This is a genomic window from Dokdonia sp. (assembly GCF_039945015.1).
Classification (GTDB): Bacteria; Bacteroidota; Bacteroidia; order Flavobacteriales; family Flavobacteriaceae; genus Dokdonia.
On record NZ_JBDUXP010000030.1, the window covers coordinates 418,130 to 431,365 of the forward strand.

Genomic DNA, 13,236 nt, shown 5'->3' on the forward strand with positions numbered 1-13,236 from the left:
TTTATCTTTATTTTGAGTGTTGTTTTTACGCTTTCGCGAAAGCTTACTCTTTTAACTTACCAATAAACAAATGTCTATTGATAGCAACTTCTTCATCTAGTATATGGTCAAACTTTTCTGAAAAGGCTTCTCTAAACCAATCTAGTGTATAATACTCTGGAAACGCTGGAATGTTGTCCATATCTCCAAAATAAAGACCTAACGGCATAAACTCGACAATAATATATTTATTTGTGAGAGATGCAAGCACTTTAAAGATATGGTCCAGGCTCACATCTTGTGTAAGAATTAAATGATGTGTTACCGCTAGAGCCATTACAACATCTGCATGAATTCTTTGGTCAATTTTAAGTGTATTACTTCTATTATTTGGCCTTACAAAATCATATACTAGAGGTAGTACATTTTCTCTATTTTCATTATTCTGAAAAATACGGTCTAATGCATTTTTATCATAATCTGTAGCAATGATCTTCTCTATTTGTGTGCTTTCTAACACATAATTTGCAAACTTCCCTTGGTTAGAAGCAAGCTCTATTAAAGAAGATGCATCATTTAATTTTGTTTTAATAAGTTCTGTAATACGTAAAAAACGGGCATCACTTGATGGGTTTTTATCATTATGATAATCTTTCCAATATGAATCTATTCTGCTTTTGTTTACGCTTTTAATATTTTTGCGTGCTTTACTTGTTGTAAACTTATTTTGATACGCTTTTTTAAATTTAAGGAGCTTATTAATGTGCTTGTGTCCTCCATATTTATCTATAACCCTGCTGTATCTAGCTACCGAAAGACGCCTTGTATTATTATGCGCTTTAAAAAGTAAGTCTGAAATCTTTTTTCCAAAAAAGCTTGCATATTTATGCCTTAGCTGAAAAAGGTCTTGATCACTAAAAAACCCATTGTATAAAAAGATGCTGTTTGACAGATCAGAAAATCCTTTATTATACAAATACAAAGGCATATAAAATGAATTATAAAAGTTAAGATATCCCGACCAACTTTTGCCATTTTTAGGGTCTTTTTTCAATAAACTCCCAAAATCCACATACTTAGGTCTAGCCATATCATACACTACGTTAAATGCATGTACATCAAAAAGCTCATATCCATATTTATTTGCAATATCATTTGCATCTAGAACGACATTTGCAGCCCTATGAAGCATCGTAAATGACCACTCATATGGATAGTTCCAATACTGGATACGTTCGTGCTCTATAACGAGCTCATAACCTTCAATTTTTGTGTTAGAAATCCATGTCTTTACAAAAAGTTGTTTTTCTACAAGTTCTTGCATCATTCCGCTATCAAACATCTCCTTAACCTGAACAACATAATCACTATGGATGCCCCTTAGTACTCTATCTTCATAAAAGTATAGGGTACACACTTTATCTATAGAAAACTCAATAGTAGCTAAGTCTTTTGCTTTTAATTCTTCACTCATAATGGATGTATCCACGTGTTTAATTTAAAGATATTTAAAAACGCTCTGGTTTGTAAATAAAAATTTATTCTTGTTTTTGTAAATAATGCATTTACAAAGTATCCTGAAATAGCATATGATATTAATGTTGCATAAGCAGCACCAACAAGTCCATACCATTCTATAAAAAATATGTTCAATGATATATTAACTATCGCTCCTATAACAAGTCGTATACTAGAAAACTTTTCTAAATTTTCGTTTAAATAAAATCCCCAAGAAGCATTACTTAAGAACACAAAAACGATAGACCAGATATATAGTACTAATATATGACTACTCTCTGTATATTCTTCTCCAAATAAAAGAGGAACGAAATAGCTTGCAAAAATCGTATAAAGAATAGAAACAACCACGGCTATTTTGATTAAAACATCATACAATTGCTGTAATCTTTTCAAAAAAAGAGATCTATCTTTTTTTCTAGTACTCACTAATGATGGAAAAACAGATTGTGTGATAGCCACCGTAACAAAAATCCATATACTAGTTAATTTTACAGCCACACTATACAAACCCACAGAACGTTCATCAAGTATCTCATCAATCATCACTTGATCGATCTTCATATATAAAGCAGCAGCTACTGATCCAATAATTAAAAACCAACTTTTTTTCAGTAAGCTTTTAGCAACAGACCATTTAAAACGCCATTTTAAAAATGATTGTTTATGGTGTATATAAGAAATAATATACCCCAATGATATTATTATCCATTCTAACACTAGAGCATATGCAAAATATATAAGTGGCGCTTCAGAAAGAATGAGAATCACTTTTACAATACTTAAGACACCAACTGCAATGACATTGCTTATTACCGTATACTTACTAAGAACCTTACTCTGGAAGTAAAAATCAACGCCTCGTATACTCTGAAAAAATATAGTTAGCGCAATCACCATCACCATGGTGTTTTTAATCTCTGTATTATCCAAAAGGCGGGTTACAAAGACAATTCCTGCAAACATAACAACAAACCCTATAAGTCTTAATACAAATGTTGTTCCTAGAAGTACGTCTCTTTTTGATGAGTCTTTTACTAGTTCTCTAACTACAATTTGATCTAGACCTAAGGCTGCAAAAGCAGCAAATAGATACACAAAAGACTCTGCATAACTAAAGACACCAAAATCGTCAGGCCCTAAATAACGAGCAATCCATATTCCTATAAAAAAAGCATCAATAATACGCAATCCTTTTTCTGCAAGAAGCCATACTGTATTTGTAAAGTATCTACCTACACCTTGATTAGAAAAAAGTTGTTTGCTTTTGAACATCTATTGTTTTTCTAGATACCAAGCATAGAGTTTTCCTATACCTTCTTCTAATTGAACTTTATGTTTCCACCCCAAGCTATGTAACTTAGATACATTGGTGAGTTTGCGTAACGTACCATCAGGTTTTGAAGTATTAAATGTAAGCTCTCCTGTAAAGCCCACAATCTTCTGGATCATTTGTGCCAGTTCTTTAATAGAAATATCTTCTCCTGTTCCTATATTAATATGTGTATTTCTAACATCTCCTTCAGGTTTTACGTCACCAAAGTTTGTGTTTTCCATAATAAAGACGCACGCATTTGCCATGTCTTTACTCCATAAAAATTCCCTACGAGGAGCTCCTGTTCCCCAGATCTCTACAGATGTTCCAGATACTCCATATTTCTCTAATGTTTCTTCCGCTTTCGCGAAAGCGGAAACACCAAGATTTTTTATCACCTCATCTTGATTCCCTTCAGAAAGTAGTTTTGCAAGATGCATTTTACGAATTAATGCAGGTAAAACATGTGACTTTTCTAGATCAAAATTGTCATTATATCCATACAGATTTGTAGGCATTACCGACAAAAAGTTTGTCCCATATTGAAGATTATAGCTCTCACACATTTTGATCCCTGCTATTTTTGCAATAGCATACGGTTCATTTGTATATTCAAGAGATCCAGTAAGAAGACTATTTTCTGGCATAGGTTGCGGTGCTTCTTTAGGATAAATACACGTACTTCCTAAAAAAAGCAATTTCTTAATACCGCTTTTATAACTCTGATGAATCACATTATTCTGAATCATCAAATTTGTATGTATAAAATCAGCCCTATAGGTATTATTTGCAATAATCCCTCCTACTTTTGCTGCTGCTAGGAAAACATACTCTGGTTGTTCTGTTTCAAAAAAAGCAGTAACTGCTAGTGTATCGGTTAAATCAAGTTCTTTATGAGTACGGTATACAAGATTTGTATATCCTTTGTTTTCTAAATCTTCCCTAATGGCACTACCTACTAATCCTCGATGTCCAGCAATATATATTTTTGCGTCTTTATTCATACGCGAATTATTCAAAGTAGTTTAAGGTTGTATATCCTCCCTCTTTAAGGTAGCTATCTTTCTTCATAAGATTAATATCACTTTTCATCATATCATCTACAAGGTCCTGTAATGTGTGTTCTGGTTTCCAGCCTAATTTATTGTATGCTTTTGTTGCATCTCCTATCAACAAATCTACTTCTGTAGGCCTAAAATACTTCTCATCTACAGCAATAACTTCCTGTCCAACTTTTACAGTATAATCAGGGTTTTCTGATGCGACAACAATTCCTTTTTCATCAACTCCCTCTCCTTTAAACTCAAGAGTAACCCCAATATGTTTAAACGCCATTTTTATAAAATCTCTAACGGTCGTTGTAGTTCCCGTTGCAATCACCCAATCTTCTGCTTCTTCTGCCTGAAGGATTAACCACATCATCTTAACATAATCTTTTGCATGTCCCCAATCACGTTTTGCATCTAGATTCCCTAAATACATTTTTTCTTGAAGACCCAACCCTATACGTGAAGTTGCTCGAGTAATCTTACGTGTTACAAACGTTTCTCCTCGTATGGGAGATTCATGATTAAAAAGAATCCCATTACACGCAAAAATATCATAGGCTTCACGGTAATTTACTGTAGCCCAATAGGCATACATTTTTGCTACTGCGTATGGACTTCTAGGGTAAAAAGGAGTGTTTTCTGTTTGCGGAACTTCTTGTACTTTCCCATACAATTCTGAAGTAGATGCTTGATATATTTTTGTCTTTTTTTCTAGTCCTAATGCTCGTATAGATTCTAAAAGTCTTAAAGCTCCTAAACCATCTACATTTGCAGTATACTCAGGCATTTCAAAAGAAACTTGAACATGACTCATCGCTCCAAGATTATATATCTCATCAGGTTGTACTTCTTGGATAATCCGTAATAAATTTGAGCTATCTGTAAGATCTCCGTAGTGTAAAAAGAAATTACGATGATCTACATGTGGGTCTTGGTATAAGTGATCTATACGATCTGTATTAAACAAAGATGATCTTCTTTTTATACCGTGTACAATGTATCCTTTTTTTAATAAAAACTCACTTAGGTATGCACCGTCTTGTCCTGTAACACCTGTTATTAATGCTATTTTAGTCATATTGTTTTTTTGACAAAGTATCTTTAATTAATCCAATAAATTTTGCGCTTCCACTTCCTTTCTTAAAGACAAGTATGTAAAACGAATTCCTGCTAGAAATAAGAATACAAATACAAATACGACGGGATATATAATTTCTTTTCTCTGTTTAAATGATTCCATTTTTGCAGTCTGCAAATCGCTTATTACAACAACAGCATCCAATGATTCTGCGAGGTCATTTTTAAGCGTTTCTGTTTCAATTGCAAGATCATTCTTAAATGTTAGAATCCCATTTACATTAAGGTTATTTGAGTTATTGAAAAAAGATAATTTTTCATTTGTAATTTGATTAGAAAGATCTGCATTTTTAGTATAATTTTCTATTAGTGCATCTGACTGTTGTATTAATAACTCATTTTGATCAATACGCTCTTGAATGTTTTTTGTGCGTTCTTCTTTTATTTTCTGTATAAATGGTTTTTTATTTATATAATCAGTAATCTTAACAATGTCCTTTTTTGCCTCTTCGTTTCTAAGATCAATAATAAGTCTGTGGTATTTATAGTTTGTATAAAAACGATCTGAAGCAAATAGTTCTGTATCATCATCTACTTCTAATTCTTTAATAATAGTTGTAAGATTTCTATCTGATACTTTTAACTCTCCTATAAGCCCCATAACGTCTACCACAGGCCCTATTTTTACTCCTTTAATAGATGTCCCTTCCGTTGTTAATCCAACAGAATTTATAAAGACACTATCTTTTTCAGAAAGATTATCATCAAATTGTTTAATAGCATTGTATAAATATGCTTGACTATCAAAATTAGACTGTACAACAACGATAGATCTATAAGAGGGGTCGCTTTTTGTAAGATACCCTATAGTTGCTCCTCCAATAATAAGTAATAGGATAATCCACCAGAATTTAAAGACAAAGTCTACAGCCTTAAAGCAAAGCGCTAAAAATTTATAGAATAGGCGCTGAAAAAGCGCAAAAATATCTGTGAGATCCATTTCCTGATCAGCACTAGGCGCTGGTTGTGATGCACTCATGTATTTTTTGTTTTTGGTTTGTTATATCTTAAAAATATGATACAGGATTTTTTCTGTAATCAAATATGTGGGTTTTACTCCTGTTGTTCCTAATCCTCCAGAAGCAAGTGTGCTTCCTGTTTCCAGTGGATTATCAGATGCGTAATATGCATAAAGCACTTCAACATCTTCTTGTATATTTCCTCTTAATTTAGAGGCTGCTTGTATGGCTTTTTGATAATGAGCTCCTTCCATTTCTAAACCAATTACATTCCAAGTACTGTCATGGAAAAATTTTAAAATATCTCGGTTTTGTAATGAAGTTCCTAGTACAGAGACCATAGCTCCTTCAAATACTCTTAATCCTTCACCTTCTAAGTCTTCTTTCTTAAGTGCATTTTTAAATGGGTAATTATCTGCAGTACCCTCAAAAAGGTGTGCAGAAGGAATCATAATATCACCTTTACCTCCATCTAGGATACCTGCTTTTCCCATTATTGAAACAGAACATACATTAAGATATGTTGTACTTTCCTTTTCTTTAAAGGGTTTTAACAACTCTTCCATAGTTTCATAGGCTTGTTCCCCAAAAGCATAGTCCATAACTAAGATGACAGGATCGTCCTTTGGTTGCGTCTTTTGATCACAAAATTCATTTTCTTCTATAGAAAGTTTACACATATCAAAGATTTGCACATTGATATTTGTTCCGCTTTCGTCTGCTAGATAGATCATACCATTTTGTAGTGCAGTTTTCTCAACTTTGGCTCTCAATTTACTGCTACTAGAATCACTTAGGAGTTCATATACATCTAGCTTAGAACTCTTTTTGAGTTCATTTTTTAAAGCTACTGGAGCATACATCGTATTCATCACGCTATGCATATTTGCACTTATGATATGAATAGGGCGATGTATTAGGTCATTTTCTTTAAGTGTTCTCTTGATATTTTGCGCCCAGATTTCTCCGTGTATGTGATGTCCCAATCGTTCTCTTAATACTGGACTAAAGGTCACTGTGCGTTTCTCATCCTGAGTCATTTCTGCAATGGCAAGTTTTCCTAACCAATAAATGATTTCTAGAAAGCGACGTGTATTATTCTTTGTGTTAAATAGTGGTGCGACCTCATTTACTTCTTCAAAAGTTCTTCCTAGAATATTAGCCGTATGTGTGATAGCGACTTCTCTTTCTTTTTGTGTAAACTCCTCTTCCGAAAGGACTGCCTTTTCTAATTTTTCCCAATCTCGAGTAAGATCTCCTCTATCATTAATCAATACGCGATTCATGATCTTGTGGGATTCTATAAAAAGAAAAGTAAGATGTGTAAGAATGTCATAAATTTCAGAACGTCCACGAGTGACCTCTATGTTCATCTGTTCTTCGTCTATTCGATAGCAATTACGTCTACGTTTACGAGGAATGATAGGTTCAAAAAGACTATTCTTATATCCTTCATCACTTGTTAAGTTAATAAAACGACATTCTTCTATTCTTTCTGGAAGCCTATCTATTACATACAATAAGCCATCTAGCTCTACCTTTTCTTCTGCGATAGAACCATAAATTTCAGGTCTTAAAATAAGTAATGCTTCTCGTAGTGTTTCTCCAGAAACTCCCATAGGTTTATAGAAGCCTCGATTAAAGAGATGGCGCATGGTTATGTACATGCGTTCTATGGCGCTGCTACTTTCTTGTGCTCTTGTACGCCCTTGTTTTTTTAATATACTCATATTAAAGCCCAAAGATACTCAAATAATTGGTAATTTGTCTGCAATTTGTCTGTCATTAGAAAGTCTAGGGATTTTATTTTGACCTCCTAGTTTTCCTATAGACTTCATATAGTCATTAAAACCTCCTGAGGTTACTTTAGAAATTTTTAAAGGTTGTAGCACCTTTCCTTCTATAAGGTCAAGGTAATAGCTGTTTTGAGATTGTAAAGAGGCGTCTATTGCTTTCGCGAAAGCGGCCATATCCTCACTCTCATTTTCAAATTCTATAAACCATTCGTGATAAGGCAATCCTTCTTTTGGTGTAATTTGAGGTGCTACTGTAAATTCATTAATGCGTATCTCTGTTCCTTGGATAGCTTCTTGTAGCGCTTGCTCTACTTCCTTACCTATTACGTGTTCTCCAAAGGCAGATATAAAATGCTTGATACGTCCCGAAACCAAAATTCGATAAGGTTTTGTCGAAGTAAATATAACAGTATCTCCTATATTATATCCCCATAATCCAGCGCTTGTAGAAATAATCATCACATAATTTACACCTACCTCAACCTCCTTTATGGTGATGCGTTTAGGGTTGTCATCAAAAAAAGAATCAGCTTTTACAAATTCATAAAAGATACCGCTGTTAAGTTGAAGTAACATTCCTTTTTCATCTTGTTTATCCTGAAATGCAAAAAATCCTTCACTTGCAGGATATAGTTCAATACTATCTACACGACGGCCTATAAGGTTTTCAAACTTGGCGCGATACGGTTCATAGTTTACACCTCCGTAAATGAAAAGGTTAAAATTCTTAAAGAGTTCTCCTACGGGTTTATTTGATTTTTTAATTAGTTTTTCAAAATACATTTGAACCCAAGAAGGTATACCACTTATAATCGTCATGTCCTTGTCTATTGTTTCTTCGACAATAGCATCTACTTTTGTCTCCCAATCATCAATACAGTTGGTTTCCAAACTAGGTAAGCGATTTTTTTGTAGATAATTAGGGACATAGTGTGCTACAATTCCTGAAAGTCTCCCTATTTTAATTCCATTTTTTTCCTCTACTTCAGGGCTTCCTTGTAAAAAGATCATCTTTCCATCTACAAAAGCTGTTTTCCCTGTCTCTGCAATATAGCATAGGATAGCGTTACGAGCTGTATCTGGATGCGTTCGCATGCTATCTTTTGTAAGCGGAATGTATTTTGCACCAGAAGTCGTCCCTGAGGTTTTTGCAAAATAAAGAGGCTTTCCTGGCCATACAATATTTGATTCTCCAGCAACAACACGATCTATATAAGGTCGTAATGCTTCATAATCTCTAATAGGAACTTCCCTAACAAAGTCTTCATAAGAATGAATCGTATCGAAGTGATGATCATTTCCAAAATCAGTATACTGAGCAGCATCTATAAGATACTTAAAGACTTTTTCTTGTGTAACAATAGGGTTTGATGCCCACGCATCTATTTTACGTTTAATACGAGAAGCAAATATTTTTGCAGCAAAGGATTTAATAGACATCTTATTTAAAATCTATATAATTAATTGGATTAATGGGATACCCATTGTTCCATAATTCAAAATGTAAGTGTGGACCTGTTGTTAATTCTCCTGTATTACCCACAGTCGCTATTACTTCACCTGCTTTTACAAGGTCTCCTTGTTCTTTTGATAATGAAGCATTATGCTTATAGACGGTAATTAGGTTGTTCGCATGCTCTATGATAAGCACATGTCCTGTGTCTGCAGTCCAAGAGGCAAAAATAATAGTGCCATCTGCCGCAGCCTTTACGGGTTCATCTTTTTCTGTAACTACATCTACCGCATAGTGTTTTAACTCGCTATCATATCCAGAAGAAATAATACCTTTTACAGGAGGAAACAATGCAAAATCTACAGGTGTACTTGCGCTTTCAAAAAGATTATATTTATCTTGTTGTTCGACGGTTGCGCGAAGTAACGAATCCTCCTTTGAGGGTTGAATCGTAATCTCATTGGGAACACCAGAAGTGTTTTCAATAGAATCTTTATCAAATTCTATTGTTTTTAAGTCTCCTGTTAGCACTTTACGTATAGAAGCATATTGTTGTTCGTTCACATCTATAACGGTCTTTAAAGAGTCTGTTTTCACTAGTAATTGTTGTGCCTGTAATTTTAGTTTTGCACTAGAATATCCCGGTATATATTCTCTTAAGGGTGTAAAGGCAATAAGTAGTGTGGTTAAGGCAATAAGTATAATAGCAGAAATACCTACAAGAATAAATACATTAAGTCTCGTTAGCTTAAATGACAGACGTTCTTCAAAAGTGTCTTCATTTAAGATCACTAGCCTGTATTTATGCAGGAGTTTTTTTGTAATCGCTTTTTTCTCGCCTTTTTTACGTGACATATGCTTGCAAATATACTATCTAAAGTCTTAAACCCATATACTGTATTGGAAAACCTAGAATACTTTATAGTTCCTTGTAAAATAAGTATAAGACGACTTCAAGATATAGCGTTATAATCCCTTTTTTAGTATACACATAACGCGATTCTAATATAGAATACGCGTTAAAAGTTCCTTCATACTACCCCCTCATCATATTTCTTTAGTATCTTTGCTATTCTAAAATTAAAGACATGAATTTTTTAGGAATATTTTTAGGTATGATTGGACCTTGGCAAATAGGTCTTATTGTTTTGGTTGTATTATTACTTTTTGGAGGTAAAAAGATACCAGAAATGATGCGTGGCCTTGGAGGAGGAATTAAGGAATTTAAAAAAGCCTCAAAGGATGAAGATGGTGACTCTAAAATAGAAGAGAAAAACTAATTTTTTAAAACATAACAAAAAACCCGATACAGTTTGTATCGGGTTTTTTGTTTTTAGAATGTATAGCCTATTTAGTAAATCTTAGCTGATTTTAATATTGCTTCAAGTTCAAACATATTATCTCTTTGATCTAATGATGGAGAGAATATAAAGCCTTCCAAAACAATGTATCTATTATTTTTTTCATCTTTAATGGCATAATTTAAGAAGGGTCCTACCATATGTCTACCATCTCTTATATCCCAAGTACCTTTCATTTCCCAAGCAAAATGACCATCAATCTCTGTTTCAAATAAGTATGGAGAATACGATCGTTCCGTTTGAAAACGACCTTTTCCTAATGTAATGTTAGTTCCAGAAACAGAATCTCTCACACGCACAATACGTGCTACAGAAAAAGTGTCTTTATCTATCATATTAAGAGGTACTTCATATACTGTTATATTCATATTGCCTCCTCTTTTTAAGTCTTTACGCATCCAGAAAAAATTCTTTTCTTGCTTTGTATATCGATACGCTGTAGGAAATTGAATCTTAACACCGAAGGTAGATTTAAGAGAATCTGTTTTTTTTAATGCTTTACGAATACGCTTTTGAACAGAAGCAAGTTCCTCGTTTTTAAAAGCTTTGACGATTCTCTCTTCATTCTCTTTTATCACTTTTATAATCGCATCTTCATCTTCACCAGAAATCGTAATGCCTGTTTGCGGTCTTGCCGTTACATTTTTATCTATAGAAATGCCAGAAGGTTCTCCTAATTTAACACTAAGGAATATTCTGTTTTTTGCAATATGCCCTTTAAAAGCATCTACAGGGATTTGATCAATTGTAAATAAAGGTTCTTCCCTAGGTAGTCCATCAACAGGTGCTGCTAGAAATCTACGCAATGTATCTCCTACTCTTCCTTGCCACTGATCTTTATCTATAATAACTTTAATCGTATTTAGATTTCCTAAAGAGCCCTCTAAAGAAGGTTTCTTTTGTGTCTTATCACAAGAGATAAGCATTCCTAAAAAGAAAACTGCTATGAGTAATTTTTTCATGATGTACGTGCTTTTTTAGGAATGTTATTATTTAGAAACAACAAGTTTCATTCCCGGTTTTACATTATCTCCGCTAATATCGTTCCAAACTTTGATATTTTTTACACTTACACCAGGAAATTTACTTGCAATCTTCCATAATGAATCTCCATCTTTTACGGTATATACTTTCTTACCGTTTGTAACTACTGTTTTTGAACTACTTGACGAGCTAGAAGAGGTCACTGGTTTACGAGGATAAACCGTGAGGCGTTGCCCTATTTTTAAATTGTTAGATCGTAGGTTATTCCATTTCTTAATCTGGCTTACTCTCACTCCATATTTATTTGCTATTTTACCTAAATAATCCCCACTTCTTACTCTATATCGTACTTGGGTGCTTGCTGTCGTAAACTTAGGTAATGGCTTTTCTTTCTTGTCTATTTCTGCTTTCGCGAAAGCGTATATCGAATCTTCATTTTGCACAAACTTTCCTATTTTTTCTATAGGAAGTCGTACATAGTATTTTTCGTCTTTTATAACAGGAATAATATCGAGTTTATAAGAAGGGTTTAAGAACTGTACTACTTCTAGAGGTTCTCCAGTAAGTTTGGCTACTTGTTCAAGGGTAATAAGTTCTTTTACATGAATGGTATCTGTTGCAAAATAATTGACAGGTGCTTTCTTAGGTTGATATCCGTGTTCTTCGGCATATTCAAAAAGATACATCGTTGCTATAAAAGCGGGAACATATCCTGCAGTTTCTCTTGGTAAATTTGCTCTTATATTCCAATAGTTTTTATACCCTCCACTACGTCGTATCGCTTTTGACACATTACCAGGTCCAGAATTATAAGAAGCAAGTGCAAGGTCCCAATCTCCAAAAAGCTCATAGAGTTTTGCTAGATATTGACATGCTGCTTCTGTTGCCATAATAGGGTCCATACGTTCATCGACATAAGAATTTACATCAAGCCCATACATTTTTCCTGTACTAAACATAAATTGCCATAGTCCTGTAGCTCCTACTCTAGACTTTGCTCGAGGTCGTAATGCAGACTCTACAATAGCTAGATATTTCATCTCAAGAGGGATATCGTATTTATCAAGTGTTTCTTCAAACATTGGGAAGTAAAACTGACTCACTTCCATAAGACGCTCCATTGTCGGTTTATGGCGTTTTAAATAGCGTTTTATGACACTTTCAAGGGACGTGTTATATTCAACATTAAATGGTGTTCTAGCATTTATAAGTGCGAGTCTCTTTTTTAAAGTATCTGTAGGCAGATCTTTATATAGTACTTCTTTTTTATAATCCTGCCCTTGCACCATATTTGTGATAGAATCAAATAGGTCCATTCGTGCTAACTCATTGCGCCATAGGGAATCCAGTCGTGCAGCAAAAGGCTCATCCTCCAAGTTAAAAACCACAGAATCTTTTATAACAGTTTTAAGTTCTACTTTATCAATCTCGTTTATAAAAGAGGTGGTCGTAATAGAGTCTATAATCGTAACGGTATCTCTTTGTATCGCGACACGTTCTTTATTTTCTTTTTTATAGGATTCATAGGATAGGGTGTCTTGCGCTTTTGCGAAAGCAGAAATAAACAAAAATCCAATAATACTATATATCTGAAGTATTCTCATAGCTTTTACAACGAGGGGATTACAAAATTCGTATGAATTATGTGCTCTTCAAATATAGGCGTTTATTCATAAGTCATGTAT

The 13,236-nt window shown here is 33.9% G+C and carries 11 protein-coding genes; 1 reads left to right on the forward strand and 10 read right to left on the reverse strand.

The features are described from left to right. Positions 1-43: 43 nt before the first annotated feature. The 8 genes from ABJD27_RS21740 to ABJD27_RS21775 are packed head-to-tail and all read right to left on the reverse strand — an operon-like array spanning position 44 to position 10,061. Positions 44-1,468: a hypothetical protein gene (locus ABJD27_RS21740; RefSeq protein WP_348164582.1), complete on the reverse strand. Its 1,425-nt coding sequence runs from the start codon at positions 1,466-1,468 to the stop codon at positions 44-46. After that, positions 1,450-2,772 carry a flippase gene (locus tag ABJD27_RS21745; protein WP_348164585.1) on the reverse strand — a complete coding sequence of 441 codons (1,323 nt, stop codon included), beginning with the start codon at positions 2,770-2,772 and terminating at the stop codon, positions 1,450-1,452. Before ABJD27_RS21745 ends, ABJD27_RS21740 begins: the two co-directional genes overlap by 19 nt. Then, entirely contained in the window at positions 2,773-3,816 is a 1,044-nt protein-coding gene (locus ABJD27_RS21750; RefSeq protein ID WP_348164588.1) for a GDP-L-fucose synthase, read from the reverse strand. 7 nt (positions 3,817-3,823) lie between these two features. After that, positions 3,824-4,939 carry a GDP-mannose 4,6-dehydratase gene (gene gmd, locus ABJD27_RS21755; protein ID WP_348164590.1) on the reverse strand — a complete coding sequence of 372 codons (1,116 nt, stop codon included), beginning with the start codon at positions 4,937-4,939 and terminating at the stop codon, positions 3,824-3,826. A 27-nt stretch (positions 4,940-4,966) separates the two neighbouring features. Next, positions 4,967-5,977 (reverse strand): hypothetical protein, encoded by a 1,011-nt coding sequence (locus ABJD27_RS21760; protein ID WP_348164593.1) that lies wholly within the window; start codon positions 5,975-5,977, stop codon positions 4,967-4,969. A gap of 21 nt (positions 5,978-5,998) precedes the next feature. Beyond that, complete coding sequence (locus ABJD27_RS21765) at positions 5,999-7,687, reverse strand: hypothetical protein (RefSeq protein ID WP_348164595.1); 1,689 nt, start codon at positions 7,685-7,687, stop codon at positions 5,999-6,001. 18 nt (positions 7,688-7,705) lie between these two features. Then, positions 7,706-9,193 carry a GH3 auxin-responsive promoter family protein gene (locus tag ABJD27_RS21770; RefSeq protein WP_348164597.1) on the reverse strand — a complete coding sequence of 496 codons (1,488 nt, stop codon included), beginning with the start codon at positions 9,191-9,193 and terminating at the stop codon, positions 7,706-7,708. Position 9,194: 1 nt separating this feature from the next. Next, the gene (locus tag ABJD27_RS21775; RefSeq protein WP_348164599.1) at positions 9,195-10,061 is read right to left on the reverse strand and encodes a M23 family metallopeptidase; all 867 of its coding nucleotides are present in this window, start codon (positions 10,059-10,061) and stop codon (positions 9,195-9,197) included. A 233-nt stretch (positions 10,062-10,294) separates the two neighbouring features. Between ABJD27_RS21775 and tatA the strand changes: the two genes are divergently transcribed. After that, positions 10,295-10,486, forward strand: a complete 192-nt coding sequence (tatA, locus tag ABJD27_RS21780) for a twin-arginine translocase TatA/TatE family subunit (protein ID WP_348164602.1) — start codon at positions 10,295-10,297, stop codon at positions 10,484-10,486. A 71-nt stretch (positions 10,487-10,557) separates the two neighbouring features. Here tatA and ABJD27_RS21785 read toward each other — a convergent pair whose 3' ends face one another. Together ABJD27_RS21785 and ABJD27_RS21790 are read right to left on the reverse strand one after the other, a co-directional pair. After that, entirely contained in the window at positions 10,558-11,529 is a 972-nt protein-coding gene (locus ABJD27_RS21785; protein ID WP_348164604.1) for a DUF4837 family protein, read from the reverse strand. A 27-nt stretch (positions 11,530-11,556) separates the two neighbouring features. Then, on the reverse strand, positions 11,557-13,155 hold the full coding sequence (locus tag ABJD27_RS21790) for a LysM peptidoglycan-binding domain-containing protein (protein WP_348164607.1): 1,599 nt from the start codon (positions 13,153-13,155) through the stop codon (positions 11,557-11,559). Between the last annotated feature and the right edge of the window lie 81 nt (positions 13,156-13,236).